Source organism: bacterium (assembly GCA_013360195.1).
GTDB lineage: Bacteria > Electryoneota > RPQS01 > RPQS01 > RPQS01 > JABWCQ01.
This window is the reverse complement of sequence record JABWCQ010000018.1, coordinates 1-20,773: the sequence shown is the minus strand read 5'-3', so window position 1 is coordinate 20,773 and position 20,773 is coordinate 1. Positions and strand designations below refer to the sequence as shown.

General features: G+C 52.3%; 20 protein-coding genes. 12 read left to right on the top strand and 8 right to left on the bottom strand.

Annotated features, from left to right (window positions below):
- Window positions 1–192: 192 nt before the first annotated feature.
- The 6 genes from HUU59_11850 to HUU59_11825 form a co-directional block, all read right to left on the bottom strand.
- Complete coding sequence (locus HUU59_11850; GenBank protein NUO20134.1) at window positions 193–1,548, bottom strand: vanadium-dependent haloperoxidase; 1,356 nt, start codon at window positions 1,546–1,548, stop codon at window positions 193–195.
- 77 nt (window positions 1,549–1,625) lie between these two features.
- On the bottom strand, window positions 1,626–2,156 hold the full coding sequence (locus HUU59_11845; protein ID NUO20133.1) for a dCMP deaminase family protein: 531 nt from the start codon (window positions 2,154–2,156) through the stop codon (window positions 1,626–1,628).
- A 4-nt stretch (window positions 2,157–2,160) separates the two neighbouring features.
- Window positions 2,161–3,327 carry a glycosyltransferase family 2 protein gene (locus HUU59_11840; GenBank protein NUO20132.1) on the bottom strand — a complete coding sequence of 389 codons (1,167 nt, stop codon included), beginning with the start codon at window positions 3,325–3,327 and terminating at the stop codon, window positions 2,161–2,163.
- Between the two features lie 58 nt (window positions 3,328–3,385).
- Window positions 3,386–3,970: a hypothetical protein gene (locus tag HUU59_11835; GenBank protein ID NUO20131.1), complete on the bottom strand. Its 585-nt coding sequence runs from the start codon at window positions 3,968–3,970 to the stop codon at window positions 3,386–3,388.
- A 10-nt stretch (window positions 3,971–3,980) separates the two neighbouring features.
- Window positions 3,981–4,586: a hypothetical protein gene (locus tag HUU59_11830; GenBank protein ID NUO20130.1), complete on the bottom strand. Its 606-nt coding sequence runs from the start codon at window positions 4,584–4,586 to the stop codon at window positions 3,981–3,983.
- On the bottom strand, window positions 4,583–5,008 hold the full coding sequence (locus HUU59_11825; protein NUO20129.1) for a hypothetical protein: 426 nt from the start codon (window positions 5,006–5,008) through the stop codon (window positions 4,583–4,585). The genes HUU59_11830 and HUU59_11825 overlap by 4 nt, the downstream gene beginning before the upstream one ends.
- Before the next feature lie 176 nt (window positions 5,009–5,184).
- Between HUU59_11825 and HUU59_11820 the strand changes: the two genes are divergently transcribed.
- The 4 genes from HUU59_11820 to HUU59_11805 all read left to right on the top strand — a co-directional run bounded on the left by HUU59_11820 (window position 5,185) and on the right by HUU59_11805 (window position 8,586).
- Window positions 5,185–5,730, top strand: coding sequence for a hypothetical protein (locus tag HUU59_11820; protein NUO20128.1), 546 nt, complete (start codon window positions 5,185–5,187; stop codon window positions 5,728–5,730).
- 54 nt (window positions 5,731–5,784) lie between these two features.
- On the top strand, window positions 5,785–6,870 hold the full coding sequence (gene mutY / locus HUU59_11815) for an A/G-specific adenine glycosylase (protein ID NUO20127.1): 1,086 nt from the start codon (window positions 5,785–5,787) through the stop codon (window positions 6,868–6,870).
- A 53-nt stretch (window positions 6,871–6,923) separates the two neighbouring features.
- Window positions 6,924–7,568, top strand: coding sequence for a GyrI-like domain-containing protein (locus HUU59_11810; GenBank protein NUO20126.1), 645 nt, complete (start codon window positions 6,924–6,926; stop codon window positions 7,566–7,568).
- Between the two features lie 121 nt (window positions 7,569–7,689).
- Window positions 7,690–8,586: a hypothetical protein gene (locus tag HUU59_11805; GenBank protein NUO20125.1), complete on the top strand. Its 897-nt coding sequence runs from the start codon at window positions 7,690–7,692 to the stop codon at window positions 8,584–8,586.
- A 66-nt stretch (window positions 8,587–8,652) separates the two neighbouring features.
- Here HUU59_11805 and HUU59_11800 read toward each other — a convergent pair whose 3' ends face one another.
- The gene (locus tag HUU59_11800; protein NUO20124.1) at window positions 8,653–10,080 is read right to left on the bottom strand and encodes a fibronectin type III domain-containing protein; all 1,428 of its coding nucleotides are present in this window, start codon (window positions 10,078–10,080) and stop codon (window positions 8,653–8,655) included.
- A 38-nt stretch (window positions 10,081–10,118) separates the two neighbouring features.
- A complete protein-coding gene (locus HUU59_11795; GenBank protein ID NUO20123.1) occupies window positions 10,119–10,451 on the bottom strand; it encodes a DUF3467 domain-containing protein in 333 nt (110 codons plus the stop codon).
- 97 nt (window positions 10,452–10,548) lie between these two features.
- Here HUU59_11795 and polA point away from each other — a divergent pair, with 97 nt between their 5' ends.
- From polA to HUU59_11755, 8 genes are all read left to right on the top strand, one after another.
- Complete coding sequence (gene polA, locus HUU59_11790; GenBank protein NUO20122.1) at window positions 10,549–13,299, top strand: DNA polymerase I; 2,751 nt, start codon at window positions 10,549–10,551, stop codon at window positions 13,297–13,299.
- A 71-nt stretch (window positions 13,300–13,370) separates the two neighbouring features.
- Entirely contained in the window at window positions 13,371–13,805 is a 435-nt protein-coding gene (locus tag HUU59_11785; protein NUO20121.1) for a hypothetical protein, read from the top strand.
- Window positions 13,802–14,164: a hypothetical protein gene (locus HUU59_11780; protein ID NUO20120.1), complete on the top strand. Its 363-nt coding sequence runs from the start codon at window positions 13,802–13,804 to the stop codon at window positions 14,162–14,164. The genes HUU59_11785 and HUU59_11780 overlap by 4 nt, the downstream gene beginning before the upstream one ends.
- Before the next feature lie 519 nt (window positions 14,165–14,683).
- Complete coding sequence (locus HUU59_11775) at window positions 14,684–14,977, top strand: hypothetical protein (protein ID NUO20119.1); 294 nt, start codon at window positions 14,684–14,686, stop codon at window positions 14,975–14,977.
- A gap of 144 nt (window positions 14,978–15,121) precedes the next feature.
- Window positions 15,122–16,783 carry a hypothetical protein gene (locus tag HUU59_11770; GenBank protein ID NUO20118.1) on the top strand — a complete coding sequence of 554 codons (1,662 nt, stop codon included), beginning with the start codon at window positions 15,122–15,124 and terminating at the stop codon, window positions 16,781–16,783.
- Window positions 16,770–17,984, top strand: coding sequence for an MFS transporter (locus HUU59_11765; protein NUO20117.1), 1,215 nt, complete (start codon window positions 16,770–16,772; stop codon window positions 17,982–17,984). The genes HUU59_11770 and HUU59_11765 overlap by 14 nt, the downstream gene beginning before the upstream one ends.
- The gene (locus HUU59_11760; protein ID NUO20116.1) at window positions 17,984–18,640 is read left to right on the top strand and encodes a DUF4433 domain-containing protein; all 657 of its coding nucleotides are present in this window, start codon (window positions 17,984–17,986) and stop codon (window positions 18,638–18,640) included. The genes HUU59_11765 and HUU59_11760 overlap by 1 nt, the downstream gene beginning before the upstream one ends.
- A gap of 606 nt (window positions 18,641–19,246) precedes the next feature.
- Window positions 19,247–20,773, top strand: a 1,527-nt coding sequence (locus tag HUU59_11755; protein NUO20115.1) for a hypothetical protein, incomplete at its 3' end; no start/stop codon positions are given.

Below are 20,773 nucleotides of genomic sequence, written 5' to 3'. Positions count from 1 at the left end.
CACATAGAATATGATATTGCGACTGAGCATATATAAGTTGTTGTGCATGTCACCCACAGTGAACAGAATTTTCACGTGGTGAAATTCTACAGAGGCAGATTTGTCTGCAATCCTCTCTTTCAGTGCGCATTCCGAGCAGAAAGAGCCCTGCGAATCGCAGGGCTCTTTCAATCTAAGACGTTGCCTTACTTTTTACGAATTGGCGCGGAAGTTCAGCGCGAGTACGGCTTGACCAATGCATTCGCCTTGCGTAACTCCTTCTTCACAAGCAAACCGGAAGTGAATTCCTCCGTAAATGCGGGAATAAGCGGCTTCCCAAGCAGCATCTTCGAAGCTGTCAAACGTGCGCGCAGGATACTGGGCATTCGCAGTCGTATCAGTGAACGACACTGTGCCGAAGAAATCTTCAAGCACAACATAGACTGCACCGCTTTGTGTGGAGTGACCGCTCGTGCATTCCGGGAATGGCGGAGTCGTAATCGGCGGCAGCCAGTTCTCAGCTCCGGCAACCAAGTCGCGAATCGCAGTTACCGGGCGCAAGTAGTTCATTAGATACTTCGAGCGCCAGCAGGAAATGAACGCGTCGTTAACAGCGATACCCACTTTGCAGTAGATTTCCGCTGCTTCCGCGAGATTTGCGTTTTCACTGTTCAGGATTATGTTGACAACATTGAGCCAATGCCCGGGAGGAGTGGAAGTGCCGCCGCCATCCGCCCAGAAACGGGCGATCGCAAGCTGTTCCGGATCGGCAGCCTGAACGATGTTGTAGACTTCCATCATTTCAGTGTAAAACTGGGAGCTCGGATCCGTTGAATAAGCAGGCGGCGCATCAGGAAAACACTGGACACCGGCATCGTCAAGAACGAATGGACGCTGCTGTCCCCAGCACGGCTCCAGAGGATTTGGCGCAAACGCAGGCGGAGTCGGTTCCCACAAACCCTCACCGACCGGAGGTGTGTAAGCGCAATTGTGATTAGTTGCATAACCGTCTTGATCGGCGCACACGCGAATGATGCTTGCAACAAGCTGGCCATACGCTTCAGAGCGCTGCAGCACTTCAGTGGAGAGAATCTGCTCGTATTCGGCGTGCATCGCATCGAATTGCGCAGTTGCCAACGCCTGCACTTCGGGAGTCGCATCGGAGAAGAGATACATCAAAATGTCGAGCGAACCCTTGTTCACTACAGACGGCCAATGGTATTCGAGGTCCGGGTTTGTCGCAGGAACTTGCGGCATTCCGTTAATCTGGCCATACAGCGAAATGTGCTGCGGCATACCATTCACCACGCCTTCATAAATCACCTGTCCGAGGTAGCCATAGGCGCGCGCGGCGCGTGGAGGTGACATGCTGGCGTTCTTCACCATCTGCCGCGCGGTTTGAATCCACGCATTCGCAATGTCGTCGGAGTAATCAGCGGTCATCGAGTACGTCGGCTGCTGATTATCATCGTCGTCATCATCACTCTCGCAACCGGCAAACAATGCGACGGCTGCGACGGTCGTGCAGAGCACGAGCCAACGGGCAACTCCTGTCTTGAATCTCTTCATACAAACTCCCCAGTCTGGGTTTGATGGTTCGGGTGATGTACTCGTGGCGCGAGACTCACCAGCTTATTATAGGGTGTTTACTTCTTAAACTTCTCCAACTCGGTCTCCCAGCCTTCCGGTCCGGCAAGCGGGGTCCGGAAACCGGTGACATCCAGCAATTCAACTTTGATGCCAACATTCTCGAGCACCTTTCGGCTTCTGTCTTCGCCGGGGTAGCTTCCGAAAACCTTGACCTTCTTAATGCCCGAATTCGCAATCATTCGCGCACAAATCGGGCAGGGAAAGACAGTTACGTATATTTCCGCGCCTTCGACGGAGACTCCGTTGCGGGCACATTGCAAGAGTGCATTCTGTTCGGCATGCAAGCAGATGCAGAGTTCAAGCCGTTCACCTGACTTTATGCCTTCGATTTCACGCTCGCAGCCGCCCAATTCTTCCGGATGGGGATGGCCGGCGGGCGGGCCGTTGTACCCGGACGCAAGAATTTGATGATTGCGGACAATCATCGCCCCGACTGCGCGGCGCAAACATGCCGACCGCATGGATACGAGATGAACGAGATTGTAGAAATACTCGTCCCAGGAGATGCGGTCGATTTTCTTGGTCATGTCTTTAGTTGCTGCGGGCAGTTGGTTCCCAGACAAACTTGCGATTGCCCTGCTTAAGGTAACGAAAGAATCCCCATAGTAACGCTGCATTCATCGCCAGGAAGTGAAAAAGCGAGGTTACAGGCGGCAGCCGCACATTGAACGCCGCAAGTATACCTCCGAGCAGGCCAACGGTGTATACGGAAAGTTGAAACACCAGCATCGCCTTATAAAAGGGCAGTTCCAGCAATAGGAAATTGGAAACAAGTGCAACAATCATTAAGAAAGGAAAGAGCCATCGGACAACCTTGTGAGAGAAGAAGGTATATGAAGCAAGTCCGTACCGCGGATTCAAAACACTGATGTAGCGGAAAAGGGTCTGGTAGTTACCAACTCCGATCCGTATGCGGCGACGGAACTCTTCAAGAAATGATTGGCCTGAACGTTCATAGGCTTTGGATTCCATCTCCCAAACAGATCGATAGCCCGCCAGCGTTGCCCATATCATGGGTGTAGTGTCGTCATTGGCTGACCCGGGCGGGAAGGGACGAAACAAGGATCGGCGAATCGCCAGCAACATCCCAAGCCCGCCACTCATTCCCCCGACATGACTCTCCAATGTCTTCAAGTTATTCTCATGTGCAGTGTAGTGCTGCTCTTCGAGAGCCAATTCATCGCGACTGTCCGAAATCGCATAACGACCGGCAGAGACGACACCCACTTGCGGGTCCGCGAAATGCCTGCATGCCATCCTCAGAGCCTGTTTATCCCATTGAATGTTTGCATCACTTATTACGACAACTTCCGCGTCTGTTGCATGCTCGTAAAGCTTGTTAAGCACCAGAGGCTTGCCATTGCGACCACCGAGTCGCAAGAGTTTCACGCGAGGGTCGTCAATTGATCCAACAAGCTCGTCCGTCTTATCCGTGCTTCCATCGGAACCAACAAGTACTTGAAGTTTTTCTGCCGGGTAGTCTTGTGCAAGACAGTTCAGTACTTTTTCATTGATTACCGTCTCTTCATTGTAAGCGGGAATCATCACTGCAACCCTGGGCCAATCGTTCTCATCCATCAGCGGAGGCCTTGAGTAGCGCTTCTTCAACAACCTTAGCGTAAGTGGATAGCCAAAGTAAGTATACACCATCAGCCCTGCGCATACCCAGAACAGAACTATCCAAATAATGTCGCTCACGAGGTAACCTGATCGCTAAGTTCAGGTGCGAACCCAAACCCGGTGAACAAACTCATGCCTATGCGCGCTCGAGCCGGTCGAAGTAACGTTTACCACCTCTGATCTGCGGACGGAGCCGCTGTGAAGCCTCGGCAACGGACTTGCCGCCTTGAACGTCAAGAAACGCTTTGCGGAATGCCTCCGGGGCTTTCAATTCCGGGTCGTTCAAATCATAGACGCGGATCAGCGCTTGCAGTCCGTTCAAAAAGAGCTCCGTCGAAAGCCCGCCTGTCTGAAAATTCGAGGTCTGATACGTCCAAGTCGCGTCGCTCACTTCCGAAAAATGGGGCGGCAACTTCCCGGATTCCTTTAACTCGGACGGACCGGCTCCATTGCACACGGCATCGCAAGCTTCAGACAGCGCGAGCCTCAGCTCAGGACGACACTCGCATTTAAGCAGATAGTCTGTCAGAAAATCACTATGCCGGGGTGAATAACTCTTGCCGCCGGTCTCAATAATCAAGCGATACTCGGGACGGGGAGACATATAGTGATGTCTCGTGCCGACATTGTGAATAATAACTCTGCCCGTGCCGTACTCGCCGATAATGTGCTTGCCCGGCGCAAGGTTCTTTGTTTTTTCTGTTAAATCGGAATAACGCACTTTGATTTTTCTATTTATTGCTCTTCACTTTCAAGCCCGCACCCTGACGGTTCAGCTCGAAAATTGTCAAATCAAGCAAATCAGCAAACAATGAAAGTTGATCCAACGAGATGTCCCGGATTATTTCGCCGTCGGAAAACGGATCAGGCAGGGCAACGGATATCTGCTGGCGCGTGCCTGCTTGCACAAATTCGAGACTGAAACCCGCACGCGTGTGAAACGTGATGTTCGTTTCTGCGCGTTCCGTTGATGCGATGTCGCGCGCAGTCTGACCAATGTACCGTGCGGAGCGAATCAATTCGGGAAGCTCTTCGGCATCCGCAAGAACTTCCGAAAACACGCGATCCCCTTCGCCAACTCGAATTGCTACCGCAAAAAATCGATTGGAGTCACCCGGCATGAAAGCGATGTCTGTCAGCATCTGCAGCACTTCGCCGGTTGCCTTCTCCTTCTTACCGGCGACAAGCGCAATCTGACCGACAGGCAATCGGTCACGAAAAAGCGTTCGCCCCGGTTGACTGAGCTGCCACTCATAGTCCGTGGCAATTCTCGCCGGGGATTGACTATAGCCCGCTGATGCAATTGCCACCAGCAAAATCAGCAGCGTAAGTCTCACTGAGAATGCTGCCAGCACTTTTTGGAACCGGGAACTGCCCTCCGGGTACACTGCTTGCCCTTCGCTGTTTTCGCAATACATTGCGGCCGTTCAACCTTGGCTTTTTTCGGCTTTTCCACTTCGCCTGCAGACTGCAAAACGACCGCATTCTCGCCCATTCGGCCGACTACTTTTTCGACAGGAACCCACCCTTCGACCAGAACTCTCGCCCATCCGGCCACGGTGTCCACAACCTGAATCCGGCTTTGGTCAGTAAAAGACCCGGCAACTGGCCCTGCAGGAATTACGTAAATTATTGACGGCTCTTTACTTATGGACAAGGTGTCCGGAGGGGTAGTCAGAGTGTCCGCTGGTTCCTCTGCACGGGCAAACTGGCATAAAAGTACCAGAAAACCAACAACCACCCAAACTGAACGCAACACTGCCTCTCCTCGTGGAATCTTCTTGCCTTAAGTCGAGTTAAATATAGTGTTTTCCCCCTCCTCCTGCAACCGATTGAGGACACAAACTACAGTCGGGAACGGCCCTGGAGTTGATTAGGCGAAGTTCCTTTATTATATTGTGATTTCAATAGGATGAGTAGGAAATTGTCCGATTTGTGAAAAGCATCGACCTCGACACATTGCAGCGGTATTCGCGCGGCGAACTTAGCCACAAGACGTTCATGGCGGTCCATCAAGAGGCCGGTGAACTGCTGGACTTGTTGTTCCAGAATCTGAGCAAGGCTGAGCATGTCGTTTCGATTCAAGATTGGCCGCTCCCGCGCCGCCAGAAGCGGCTGGGGCAGTTTTTTGTCCTAAAAACCATGATGCTGTTCACTCCTTTTTGTCTAATAGTCGGAGCGGCGATAGCTCAAAATTCCCCGGCTTTAGGAATGACCATGATGCTTGGCTGGCTGTCACTCTGTTTGATTGGCGGGGCTTACCTTCTGTGGGACCGTTATCGCGTACTGAAATCCAAAGACGGTAAGTCTGTGCTTGTGATAACCAACCGCAGAATGATGCGCATCTGGCTGGATGGCTCTGAAACCGTGCAGGCATGGTGGCTCACCGACGACCCGAATAAAAAAAAAGCGCTTGAACCAGTCTCCGGAACTATAAAGCTGCTGCTCGAACTGGACCTTGGAAAGCCAAACCTGAATTAGTCTGTCTGCCGCTTGTGACTTGCGTTGCGGGCGGCTTCTCTTTTTTCTTCCCTCTTGAGCATTACTGCTGCGACAATACGCGGTCTTCTTCGCTGGTTTGAAGACAACAAGCGGGATATGCCGTGGCGGAAAACCAGCGACCCGTACCGCATTTGGGTAAGCGAGGTGCTGCTGCAGCAAACGCAAGTCGCGACCGTCGAGTCATACTATAAGCGGTTTGTCAAAGAGTTTCCCACAGTTGAAGCACTCGCGAAAGCGCCGCTTGACAAAGTGCTGAAAGTCTGGGAGGGCTGCGGCTATTACGCCCGCGCGCGGAATCTGCACAAGGCCGCTAAGCAGGTGCTTGCCATGGGCGGAGATCTTCCGCGAACGAGCGCCGAATTGCGTAAACTTGCGGGAATCGGCCCCTACACATCAGCCGCTATCGCATCCATCGCTTTCGGTGAAGCGGTCCCCGTACTTGACGGAAACGTCGAGCGAGTCATCGCGCGTGTGACGGGCGAAGAGGGCTATATTACTGAGAGCTCGGTTCATGCCCGGCTTCGAACGAGTGCGACGAACTGGATGAAGACCGCGGTCAAAGCGGAGTTGTCTCCCGGTGCGTTGAACGAGTCGCTCATGGAGCTTGGTGCCACCGTTTGCAAACCTCGCCAGGCATTGTGCGGCTCATGTCCGCTCAAGTCCATTTGCACTGCGAGGAAGACGCATTATGATGTCACTGTGTTACCCCGCAAGCCGGAAAAGAGCGCAGTTCCGCACTATGATATCGGCGCGGCCATTGTTCGCAAGAACGGCAGAATCCTCATCACCAAGCGTCCTGAAGACGGAATGCTTGGCGGATTGTGGGAGTTTCCCGGAGGCAAGAAGGAAAGCAACGAGACGATTGAAGAATGCGTGAAGCGCGAAATGCTCGAAGAACTCGACATATATGTGGAAGTCGGGGAGCGAATTGCCAGCGTCAAACATGCCTACACGCACTTCAAGATCACTCTGCACTGCTTTGACTGCAGACATATCGGCGGCGTATTGAGACTCATTCATGCCGCCGATGCGAAGTGGGTACGACCGGCCGAGTTGACGAAATATGCGTTCCCAAAGGCCGACCGCGTCGTACTTGACATGCTGATAAAATCATCCTGAACAACTGATACGATCCAATCATAGACGAGAGAGTAATTCCGAAAGAGGGAGAAATGAAGTATCTGAGCCTCGCAGCCTTTGCACTGTCAATTTGTATGTGTTCCGTTAGCTTTGCGCAGGACGATGCCGCGATGTCCGGCAACGCGAAAATTTCAAAAACCCCGGAACTGACCACAAAGCCCGCGATGATTGCGGCGACGGCATTCGTGCGCGCCGCCGATTTTGCGCCTGAGGGTGGCTGGGGTGAGAAGGATTATGACGGCGCAATCGGCGCTATGGCGATGAACGGCGCAATGCGCGTCATGGCCTATATGCAGGAAAAAGGCATCACTCCGACAGGTCCCATGTTTTCAATGTGGTTTGAAGATCCAACATCAACAACCGCTGGCTCGTTGACCTCAAAGTGGGGGATGCCAATCGCCGCCGACAACGAACCAACCAGCACGATCACCATCGAGAATTTCCCCGAAATGCAGGCGGTTACCTGTACTTACGAGGGACATCCGAATACCGCAATGAACGCCTGGAATGATGTGATGAAGTTTGCAGAGTCAAACGGACTCGTGTGGACCGGTGCACCGATGGAAGTCTATCACAAGAATGGAATGGAGTCCACGAAAGCAGAAGATTGGCTCGTGGAAATCGTCTGGCCGGCTATGAAGAAGCCCGCCGATGCTCCGGCTGAAAAGCAGGAATAAGCGGTGTTGCGCGCCGATTACTGAACAGCGCGTCATCTTGGAGACAGTGTTTCAAAGGCCGGAGTGAATACTCCGGCCTTTTGAGTTGCATATATATAGAGGAAAGATGTAACTTATACACATGAGTAATTTCTTCGTTATTGACGGCGGCGGGACGAAGACCCGTGGCTGGCTCGTAAAGTCGGACAAGTCTATTATGGACGAAGGCACTGCAGGGCCTTCCAACGTCGCACGATTGGGTGCAGAGGGACTGCGAATCGCGCTGTCTGAGCTCTTGGCCGATTGTCCGGCGGCTCGAACATGCGCAGGAGTCGTAATGGGACTTGCCGGTGTTGGAAGAGAGCGGGAGCGCGAACTCGCCGTTGCCGTTGCCCGTGAATTCTGGCCGCATACCCCGGTGCACGTCGTAACGGACGCTCATCTATTATATGAAGGAGCATTCTGCAGCGGAGAACGGGGAATTCTGTTGATTGTCGGCACCGGATCAATTGCCTTTTACCAGAATCCTCACGGACACGAGTTCTTTCGCGCAGGCGGCTGGGGACCATTGCTTGGTGATGAAGGCAGCGGAGCGTGGATCGGCCGCGAGGCACTCAGGCATTGCCTCTGGGAAGGAGAAAGAGAAGAGCTCTCTCCGTTTCATGCTGCCCTGCTGGAGAAGCTCAAGGTAGACGCAACGCATGACATTATCACTAAAGTTTATCGCGAAGACTTCGGTCCGACGCGATGGGCGGAACTTGCTCCCCTCGTCTTCGAGTTCGCTGAAGAACAGCCTGAAGTCATGGCAATTCTGGAGCGTGCCGCCCTTGAGCTCATTGATCAGGTGGAACGCCTGATTGAGGATGTTCCCCAGAGCATGGCGCTTGTTCCGCTTGTTGTCACCGGAGGTCTCTGGGAGCGGCGGGCTGTCCTTGAACCGTTGCTGCTTGAGGAAATCCAATTGCGGCAGCTCCCGCTGACAATTGTTGAACCCGCCGGCGGAGCAGTAGAGGGCGGCTTGGTAATATTAACTCGTTAGACAAAGCAAAGTGAAACCGCCGCTGCAGAATATCCACAGCGGCGGCACATGTTCGGAATTCGCAAACTAATTTCGAATATACGAGTCTATCAGCTCCCGTTTCGTTTGCAGACTTGATCCTGCAAATTCCTCTTCCTTGATAATCCCGACGGTCAGCGGCTTAAGATAATACTTGATGCTGTGGTTGCTTGTGCGGCTGAATCGTTGATAAATCGTCACTCCGGTGTACGTCACTCCCTGAACGTTAACCGTTGTACTCGCGCTTGTGACAATGACACTGTCGCCTTCAAAATTCCAGAATCCGCTTGATGCGGGAGTCCGCAGCAATAACTCCGCGCCTGAACCGTCCAGCGGATAGGCGTCTTGATACAGACCGTTGTCGAAATTCCGCCAATAAAACAGCGTGTCCGTTTCGTCACCAACAAACTCCACAAGCAGATAGTAGTCCACTCCGCCGGGATAGTCCACCTGCCTGATCTGTCTCCGCGCATTATATATGGGACCGGTTGGCGGATCCACTTCATAGGTCCAGAAGTTCTCAAGGCAGATCGGCACTGCACCGTCTGAACAGTATTCATATTCCACCTGCACTGCATTCGACCACGGTGAAACACCGAATGAGTTTCTTGCCCGCACTTGATAGTTATACACTCCCGTGTTGTCTCCCAATGAGTCAACATACTCGATGCTGTTTTCCGCCAACGTATCGATAATCTCAAAGAACTGTCCGTCGCGGTTCCGGCGGATTTGAAAGTCTGCTTCATCGAGCGAGTTGTCCGTCCACGTTAACCGGACTCCCGTCCCGACAACTAAAGCGGCGGAAAGGTTGGAAGGCGGCAACGGAGTGCCAAGCGTCGGAGTCGTTGCCTCGGCTGAATCCACCGACCACGTCAACAGGTTGCCGAACAGCGCGCCTACTCTATAATAATAGGATGTGGCCGCTGTGCACGTCGAATCGTTAAAGGTTTCTATATTGTCCCCAACTTGTCCGACGCGAGCCCACGGCGTACTTAGCGTTCGACGGTCAATGACGAAATTGACGGTCATCGGAGCCGTGTCGGACCACTCAATCTGAACTACAGTCGGTGCCAGCGGATTGGCGACGACGTTAGTCGGTGCAGGCGGAGGGTTGTTGGTTAGCGTTGCAACCGTAATTTCATTCGAAGCTTCGCTGCGACCGGCCTGATTGAAGGCAAACACGCGAAACGAATACTCCGTGCTGGGAACAAGCCCGTCTACCAATATCTCGTTCACGTCCGCATTGAGCGTCGCGTGGAGATGCCATTGATCGCTCTGTCCCATTTCCAGCTCAAACCCCTCCTCATTGTTCGAGCGGTCGTTCCAATTCAATGTAATCGTATTGAATGTGATATGAATTGCGGACAGCAGATTCGGTGATATCGGTACGACTGGATTCGGCGGTTTATCCTCCTTGTCGCATGACAAGGTCAAACCGAGACCGATGGCGAGCAGTGCGAAGATGCGAATGGTCATTGTCCCTCCAGAACGAATTATCAGCTATTTTGCTCTGTTTACTTGCCATCCGGCTCTGAACCGGAACGAAATCCAAATTGACCGCCTTGCTGCTGCGGTCCGCCATGAAGCTTGATTTCGCCGAATTGCTTCTCATAGCGCTCTATGTTCTCCTTCAGCGCATTCAACAGGAATTTGCAATGGGACGGAGTCATGATGACGCGGGCATGCACCGAGGCCTTCGGCGTCCCCGGCACCATCCGGGCGAAATCAATGAAAAACTCGGCAGGACTATGTGAAATCAAGGCAAGATTCGAGTATATTCCCTCAGCGACCTTTTCGTCGAGGCTGACGTTAATCTGGTGCGGGCGCTGCGGCGCTGGTTCAGACATTTATGTATCTCCTTGTGAAGTTTGCTCTTCCATTTCATCGGAACCTAATAATGAGGGGCTTTGTCAGCAAAAAGTCAAGCCCATTCGCTAATTCAAAATGCCTGCTGATCCCAACACCCTTTTTCTGATTGACGGCTCGGCGCTTATGTTCCGGTCCCACTTTGCCTTTCTCCGGAACCCGCTGGTCAATTCGCGCGGCGAAATCACCTCCGCTATTTTCGGCTTTCTTAATACCCTCATCTCGCTGATCGAAAAAGAGCAGCCGACCCATTTGGCGATTGTGTTTGACACCGCCGAACCGACCTTCCGCCACAAGCAATATAAGGAGTATAAGGCTACTCGCCAGAAGATGCCAGAAGAATTAGTTGACCAGTTGGGCAGACTCGATCAGGTGCTCGTCGCGACCGGCCTCAGAATTCTCGCACTGCCCGGTTGGGAAGCAGACGATGTCATCGGAACTCTGGCGCGGCAGGGAGAGGAACAGGGCTACACGGTATTCATGGTCACCGGTGACAAGGACTATCAGCAGCTGGTCACGGACAAAGTGAAGCTCTATAATCCCAAGCCCGACGGCACACTCATCTGGTCTCCGGCAGAGGTCGAAGAAAACTTCGGCGTCCCTCCAAGTCAGGTCGTGGATGTGCTCGCGCTCATGGGCGATTCATCGGACAATGTTCCCGGTGTCGCCGGAGTAGGGCCGAAAACGGCGGTCAAGCTAATTAAAGAATACGGCACCGTTGAAAACGTGCTGAAATCCGCACCGGAGATGAAACCCTCGAAGCTGAAGGAATCGCTCATTGAATATGCGGACTCCGCGCGCCTGTCCCGTGAACTGGTTACGATTGACTGCCACGCGCCCATAGAGGTCAATCTCGATGACCTTGATGTCAAGCCGATTTACAATGCGGAGATTGAACGGCTCTTGACCGAGTTGGAACTCTTTCGATTGCTTGACCGCCTGCGAGGAAGCGCTCCGGCGGCTGGCGGAAGCGGAATGAAGTCCGCGACCCAAAGAGATTATAAAATCGTGCGCTCCGCCAAGGAATTCAAGACACTCGTCGGCAAGTGGCGCAAGGAAAAGCCGTTGCTCTCCTTCGACGTTGAAACAACGTCCGCTGATCCGATGCTTGCGGAACTTGTCGGCGCGAGCTTCTCCGTCAATGAAGGAGAGGCATACTACATTTCCATGGCGCACTTTGACGCCGCGCCGGCAGGCAGCAGACAGTTCATTCGCTTCGGTCAGCAGGCCGAAGGCGCTTTGGCCGCTTTTCTCGAACTGGCGGCAGAACTGCTTGAAGATAAGACGATACCCAAGGCAGGTCAGAATATCAAGTACGATGCGCTGGTATACCTCTCTTACGGCATCGACGTTGCCTCTCTTTTCTTTGATACGATGATCGCCGCATACCTCCTGAATCCCGGTACCCGCACCCTCGGGATAGACGAGTTGACGCGCGATTATCTCAAACTTTCAAAGATTCCGACGTCTGAATTAATCGGTTCAGGCAAGAATCAGGGCTCGATGTTGGACGTTGATCTGGAAAAAATTGCCGACTATGCGTGCGAAGACGCGGATTACGCATTGCGGCTCGTTCACGTGCTTGAACCGCTGCTCGATTCCCAGAAAAAGCTTCTCGATGAACTCGAAATGCCGCTGATGACCGTCCTGCGCGACATGGAGTTTACTGGAATCCGGCTTGATACGGCACTCCTTTCAGAAATGTCCAAGGAGCTCGAGCGCGACCTCGCAAGGCTCGAGAAAGAGTGCTACGCGGCGGCTGGAGAGAGCTTCAATTTGAACTCGCCTAAACAGCTTGGGACCATTCTGTTCGAAAAGCTCAAATTGCCCGTTCAGAAGAAAACCAAGACCGGACCGTCAACCGACGTCGATACGCTGACCGCGTTGGCTCCCATGCACGACCTGCCGGCCAAACTGGTGGACTATCGAATGCTCTCGAAGCTTAAGGGAACCTACGTGGACGCTTTGCCTGACCTCGTGCATCCGTTTACCGGCCGCGTGCATACGACATTCAGCCAGACCATTGCCGCCACCGGAAGACTCTCGTCGAACAATCCGAACTTGCAGAACATTCCCATTCGCACAGAAGTCGGCAGGAGAATAAGAGAGGCATTCGTCGCCGGTGAACCGGGCTGGAAAATTCTTTCTGCGGACTACGGACAGATCGAACTGCGTATCATGGCGCATCTGTCCAATGATGACACGCTGCTGCAAGCTTTCAACAGCGGCGGAGATATTCACCGTGAGACGGCCGCCAAAATCTACGGCGTTCCAATCGCAGAGGTGACTCCCGACATGCGCCGGGCCGCCAAAACCGTGAACTTCGGAATCATCTACGGCCAGACAGATTTCGGCTTGTCTGAACAGCTCGGAATCCCGCGAGCCGAGGCCAAGGAATTTCGCGAACAGTACTTCAAACTCTACCCCGGAGTCCGGCTGTTCATGGCCGATACCATCGCCGCCTGCCGTGAAAAAGGGTATGTGGAGACCCTCATGGGACGGCGCCGACAAATTGCGGACATCAACAACTCGAACCGCCAGGTTCGGGAGTTTGCGGAGCGCATAGCCATCAACACTCCGGTCCAAGGCAGCGCCGCAGACATGATCAAAGTCGCGATGATCCGCATCCACAAACGGCTAAAACAGGAAAAGTTTGCCGCTCGAATGTTGCTTCAAGTCCACGATGAACTCGTCTTTGAAGCTCCCGAATCCGAGCTCCTCAATCTCGAAATGATCGTCCGTGATGAGATGTCCGGTGCCATGAAATTGCGTGTTCCAATCGAGGTCGATGTCGGATTTGGAGCAAATTGGCTTCAAGCACATTCCTAACTTTTTTCTTGCAAGTACTTGCGTTTTGGTTTCTCATGCTTTATATTTGGCGCGATAGGGTCAGTTAAGCGATGACCTCCAATAGTGCTGTGATCTTTGAGTGGACCGTGCACCCGCCTAAGAAAGGTGGATACCGCCGAGTTGTATTCATCCTTGCTATTGTCGGTGTGCCGGCTGCGTTGCTGTTTAATTTCGGCAGTCCCGTCTGGGCATTCTTTGCCACCGTCTTTCTGCTGGGAACCACAGCCGCTTATTGGCTGCCCACCAAATTCGTCATTGACGAACAAGGCATTGAGCTGACGAGATGGTTCTGGAAACGGCGTGTCTCGTTTGACAGCTTGAAGCGCATCGACCGCGACCCCAATGGTCTGTTTGTCTCCCCGTTTGCCGAACGCTCAAGACTTGACGGACACCGTGGACTGTTTCTTATGGAACCTCCGCAACGGGACGAAGTTGAATCTTATATTCGCGGGCAGATCGAATCTAAATCCAGTCTCCGCCCGTGAAAGATACTGCCGCACCGGACTATCTGAGCCCGGAACAAATTGAGTTGTTCAAGCGGCTTGCCGATAAAGTGGTTGGACTCGGATTCGCCCTCCCGGCCATTCTGTTCCTTGAGTCCATGCGGCCTGTCAACTTCATCGGCTCTCAGGTCATGTTGTTCTTTCAGCCCATGCTGCGAACGTGGTTCACACTCGCAGAGTATGACCTCATTCAGCAGGCGCTGGAACGTCGTGAGACCCTCGGTTACTTTGCTGACCTGATTGAGCAACAGGACCTCGTTGCAAAACAAAAAGAGCGTGAGTGGAATGCGCAACGCAAGGCCCAGAAGCGTGCGCAGAAGCAAGAAAAAAGGAAATCATAGCCGATATTCGCTGCTCCGATTCGTTTCTTTCTTAAATTTTCTTCGTTCTTTTTCTGCGCTTGAATCGCTTTGAATTGAAAGCGCAGTTCTGATTGTAAGTTTACTGTTTTTCAGAATCTTACAATATCGTGAGTACAGCTTAGCTCCTGCTCATGCGGCACATGGAACGACCAAATTTGGTTCCATCTGCTTAACTTTCCTGAAAATCGGCCCATTTGTTGCTATAGATTAGCCTCGATCAGCCGATCCTTAAGTGCGGGTCGCCCACTCCGGTGGCTGTGAGACCCGCCCCCAGAACGAGATGAACGTCCTTATCCGGGACGTGATCATAGATACTGTGCGACTCATCTTTCGAGAAGCCGCCGGTACAACCTAAGTGACTCGCCGCACGAGTCCTTCGGGTTGCACAGTAAAGGAAGCCACGCGAATCTCGGGCAGCGTCGTAGCTTCCTGTCTGGACACAAAACATCCTGTTCTCGAACGAGTCTCTGCCCGATAATCAGCGAAGGAGAAATCCGCATGGCAGTGAAGAAGGCCAAGAAGAAGGCCACCAAGAAGAAAGCTACGGCTAAGAAGGCGACCAAGAAGAAAGCCACCAAGAAGAAAGCTACGGCGAAGAAGGCCGCCAAGAAGAAAGTAGCGAAGAAGAAAGTAGCAAAGAAGGCCACCAAGAAGAAAGCTACGAAGAAGAAAGCGACCAAGAAGAAAGCCACCAAGAAGAAAGCTACGGCTAAGAAGGCGACCAAGAAGAAAGCTACCAAGAAGAAAGCTCGCCGCTCAAAGAAGAAAGCCGCCGCCCCGATGCCGATGTAATCGGTTTTCTGACTGGCAACGATATGCAAACGGTCTGGTTCCCCTGGACCGTTTGTTTTTTTGGCGGAGGGTGCTATATTCTATAAACGGACCTTATTCTAATGCTGCACCCGCTGCAGCCGCAACTCTGAACCGGAGCTAATAATGACTGTAAATTCCCTCTTAAAAAAGCTGCAAACCCGGCCCGATGCCGTCGAGACGCTGAATCTGCTGCGCGAACTTGCCGCTGCCGCTCATTCCCCCAAGTCCATCGAAGTCTTTCACGACCAATTACTGTTCTACAAAGCCTATCCGCAATCGGAAGCTATCCGCAAATTCTGCGACCGCGAGCTTGGCCGCTTCCATGAACGGATTGAAGAAATGGGATTATCAGAGGATTTGGCTCAAACCGGAATTGCAGGCACGGAGTATTCCTATGCCTTCGACTACAGCAATGCAAGGGTTCTTTCCGATTTGCTTGGCAAGGACATCGAACTGGATTGGGAGGATTACGAGTCCCGCGAAGATCCGCTAGTGGACATTCTTTGGCTGCTGCTCGAAGATTGCGAAGCGGATGCTGCCGACAGCGAAGACCTGACAGTTCGCGAGATTCTCGAACGCGCTGCGGGGAACCGCACGGTCATTTCGCTGCTGCTCGAATGCTTTGAACGCACATTCGAGCCCCGCGCGGCCGCGCAGATTTACAACGATGCCAATCTGACTCTGCGTTTCAAGTTGGTTGGAAAGGCACCTTCCCGGTCAACCGTTGCCGACAAAAAACCTGCCGCGCTTTTCTTATGGGACCCGCGCGAGGACCGTTCGAAATTCAAATTTGCTGAAGAAATTCTCCGGCCGTTGACGCTCCCCGCACCAAGTCCTCACAAACGCGCGCAAGATCTATTAAATATAGTTCACGGTACTCTGTTGATTCGTTCGCGCGAGTATTACGGTGCAACGCACGGCAATCCGGATGACTTCTACGAGATCCCATTGGATCGCGGCGCAACCCTCCTCTTTTGGTTTGCCAAGCCCGAGTGGAGACTGCCTCAAGAGACAGGATTGGGTTTCGTGCTGCTAAAGAACGGTGTCCCAATCAGCTACGGCGGAGGAGGGGCTCATCCTGCACGCCTCGAAATTGCAGTCAATCTTTTTGATACGTTTCGCGGTGGAGAGGCCGCATGGGTGTACGCTCAACTCATTCGCGCCGCACGCGCTTTCTATCACGCGCCGTGGTGTGTCGCCCGCAAATATCAAGTCGGACATGAAAATGAAGAAGGTTTGGCTTCGGGATCCTATTGGTTCTACTACAAGCTCGGGTTCCGTTCGACCGACGCGAAAATCCGCAGACTTGCTGAGTCAGAGCGCAAGAAGATTCTGAAGCAGAAAGGTTATCGCTCGCCAAAATCCGTTCTGAAACAACTTGCGGAAGCCGATGTCGTCTTGCCGCTTGAAGGACAGGACCCGGCGGACTATCATGAATTCCCCCTCGACCGCGTAAGCCTCCTTGCAACCGATGTGCTCACTCGCATTGCCCCCCGCGACAGAAAGATTGACTCCCGTATCCTTAAAGCGGTAGAGGCTCTGCTCGGCTTCCCGATTCCGCAAATGTCCGCGAATGAAAGACATTCCGTCGCGCAGCAAGGACTGTTCCTGCTTGCGCACGGCAAGTGCCGTACTTGGCCGGATGACTTGAAACACACGTGGTTGCGCATGGCGCGCGGGAAAGGTTCGGCACACGAAGCAAATTACCTGAGTGAAGTCATGACACTCAAAGATTACTTTGGCGAACTGGCAGAACTTTCCTTAAAACATAGTGACCTCGCTTAAACAAACCTTTCAAGCATTCCGGCATCGCAACTACCGTTTGTTCTGGAGCGGCTTTGCGCTCTCTATTGTCGGTACGTGGATGCAAACGCTTGCGCAAGGATGGCTTGTTTGGAGACTGACCGAATCCGCTCTCTGGCTCGGCATCATCGGTGCGATGTCGCAGCTCCCATCCCTCCTGCTTGGCTCCATTGGCGGAGTTTTGGTGGACCGAACGCCTAAACGTTATGTGCTTTACATCACACAATCCGGTCTTGCTCTCTCCGCATTCCTCCTCGCTATTCTTACCTTCACCGGCTTGGTCAATGAGTGGCACGTTCTCATTCTGGCCACCATCTCCGGAAGCTTCATGGCTATTGATGCGCCTGCACGCCTGGCCTTTGTGGGCGATCTGGTCGGCAAGGAGGACATCGGAAACGCGGTCGCACTGAACTCCTCAACCTTCAACGGCGCGCGATTGGTCGGACCATCCATTGCCGGAATCCTTGTTCCGTTGTTTGGTGAGGGAGTCTGCTTTCTGGTCAATGCTTTCTCTTATGTTTCGTTGATTGTCACATTGTCACTCATGCGCAATCTTCCTCCGCCGACTGGCAATCCGCGGGAACCGGTTCTCAAACAGCTCCGCGATGCATACATATATATAGAAAAGGCACCCGTTCAACGCGTTCTCATCCGCAACGTCATCTTTCTCACGATTTTCGGATTCTCGTACACGACGTTGCTTCCCATGTTTGCCGATATCGTCTTGGGAACAGGGGCGGAGGGGCTCGGGGTGCTCATGTCGGCCGGGGGTGTCGGAGCGCTGCTCGGCGGCTTGTGGCAAGCGTCCATGGAGAAAGGCAGTAAACGTGGTTGGGTGGTCATGATGGGAATGGCCGGACTTGGCTTGGGCTTGCTCATCTTTTCTCTTTCAGAGCAATTTGAAATCTCCGTCATTGCAATGGCGATGGCGGGCTTCTCCGGAATCTCCATGCTTGCCTCCACCAATACCCTTCTGCAGCAGTTGACTCCCGACCATCTGCGAGGCCGGGTTCTCGGAGTTTACACATCAAGCTTCCTCGGCTTTGGTCCGTTTGGAGCGGTGCTGCTGGGTGTGCTCGCTCATTCCTTTGGACCTCGCGTGTCGCTGATGTGCGCGGCGATTGTCTGTATGCTTGTCGCAACCTACACGATTGTCAGATATCATCGTTTACGGGTCGTCTGATGTGGCCGTTCGCCAAAAAGACTATTTCACGCGAACTTCGCCGCAGGGATATCACGCTTCTCTTCCACAGCACGCATCTTACCATCAACCTCCCGCAAATTCTTGAAGACGGTTTCATTGACACGGCGCGCGGGTTGCGAACAAGATTCGGTGCCAAAGCCGAGCGATTGCTGCATGACCCGCGAAGGTTGGAGAATTTCGCCGTCGGACTCGATTACATCAATTGTTCAATAACCACTCCCAACTTTGAGCTGCTTTACGCGCGCTCGAAATCCGCCTGGCAATCGGAGTGGGTGCATCTTCTGTTGGACACGAAACTCCTGGAGCATCCTGACACACTGTTCTGTTCCGTCTCCGCCGCGCAAGATTATGGCGCACGCGTACAGGCAGGATTTGCAGGTTTGCAATCCATGTTTGCAGAAAAAGTTGACAATTGGACTCGCACAGACTTACAAAAGAACGAGCCCACACATCCGCAAGCTGAAGCCCTTGTAAAGGGGAGCTTGCCACTTGAATGCGTCTCGGAAATTCTCACAGCCAACGGCCAAGTCGCCACCGAAGTCGAACGACTTGCTGCATTCTATCATCGCAACGTGCGCGTCGAGATCGAACCTAAACTATTCCTATGGCCGAAGAGATTGAAGACCAAAGGATAGCATTCTCAATTGCTTACCGTCAGCTATTCTTCGTTGTTCTCTCGCTACATCTGTGATTTTTGTCACACAACGGAATGTCCGCTTGACATTCCCAGGTCTTTTTTGAATTACTTATAGCAACCCTACCCCGCAGGTAAGTGCGGCGGAATTATTTGTCTTTTGCATGTGAGGTTGTTATGAAAATCGCCCTCTTGTTCACGGTTGTGTTCTTTGCCTTGAACTGCTCCTTCGCACAAACATCATTTTGCATTGCTGTTAATGATCAGTGCTGCGATATTAATGCCTCAATTGGTTCACATCAACTTAACTCGACGGATAGTTTCACAAACTGGTACATTTTCTATGACACAGGTAGCCCAAACAACAAAATTAATGTTGTTGCCTATCTCGATGGAGTGCAAGTTTGGCAAATTCTGAATTTGTGCGGTTGCGGGTCAACAAGCGTATCTTATCCAACGTCCGGGCAGCATCTCATCAGTATCTCAGTTCAATGCAAAGACTGTAACGGGACTTGCGACGCTGGTTCTGCAAGCGTTGATGTCTATACGCCCTCAACCAACGGATGTCACGGTAACTGCGAGAAAAATTAAGTGGAAGGGGAATCGCATGAGATGTTCATTGCAACTGTCAGCTGGTCTACTCCTCAGTGCTGCAATCTCGCTCGGGTCAGTTCTTAATGTTCCGGCTGAGTACCCCAATATACAGGTCGCCATAGATTCGTCAAGCTCAGGCGATACAGTGCTTATTCAAAACGGAATCTATACGCTGACACTGGAAGCACCAGATCACGACTTGACAATTGCAGGCAGTTACATAATTACTAATGATAGTACAGAGATTGATTCGTGCGTAATCAGACCATCCGATTGGTTTGATCGTTGTCTCTACGCTAGAGAAGTTGAAGTTGTCTCAAGTTTAGTTCTAATCGGCATCACTGTTGAAGGCACTTTCTCGCAAGGATCGATTCGTGGCGGAGGTCTCGAAATTCAGGATCGGGATTTGTCACTGTTGTTCTGTAAGTTTGATTCATGTTACGCTACTACAGGCGGTGCAGTTCTTTCTGTGAATAGTACGGTTCGGATTGAAAATTGCTTGTTTCAGCGGGTCGGCTCTTTTTCAAATGGTATGGCATGTCATCTCACAGATTGCACGTCTTTCATCGACTCCACAAGGTTTCTAAACTGTTTCTCAACAAGTACTGATGCAGACCAGAACACATTGTTCATTGCAAGAGGTTCGCTGCGCTTAAGCAACTCACTCCTTTCTGGTACTGGCTGGAACACTTCACCGGGAGCAATTGGTATCCGGCAAACTGGCATTGCAGATTCACTTGTGATTACTGGTTGTACAATTTCAAGCAACCGTTTTCACCACTTCTTCCGGCTTCCTGGCGAAGGCAATCTTCAGCCTTCGAACATCCGCTTTGATTCAAACACGGTAACAAACAACGAATTTCAACACGATCTTTTTGAGTCTGGTGGGGCTGACACTGGATCAGTCGCACGATTTCGCTACAACACTTTTGCCGAAAATCGTCGACTCAGCGATGATCGCTGGATAAGCAGGATGCTTTTCACATTCTTTGGAAACACTCAAATCTGTGAGATATCGCATAATCTTTTCTACAATAATGAGGCGCACGAAAATTCCGTGGCCTTGCTGGGTGAGACAGGCCCGACAAACTTATCCTTCAAGGACAATTATATCTTTGGTAACGCAGCCGATGGCTTTGCAAATCCCCCCGGCGGTGCGACGATGATTATTGACGTTGCCCCCGGAGCTGTGGAGCGAAACATGTTTATCAACTCCGATGGCTACGCTGTACATCATGGAATCGCAAGCTCCCCGCCAAGCTACGTATTAAATTGTTATTGGGGTGATTCCACCGGACCGTTGCACCATATTGAAAACCCGTTTGGGCAAGGTGACAGCGTGCACAATCTCGTATCGGTCACCCCTTGGTCAGCAGATTCTCTCTTCACACCATCAAGCGCCGAAGGGCCGCGTCCAACAACATTTGCTCTTGGTTATCCCTACCCCAACCCCTTCAACTCCACCGTCACCATCGAGTACGCGCTCATCCGCGAGCAAGATGTGACATTGGAAATATACGACGTGCTCGGCCGTCAAGTC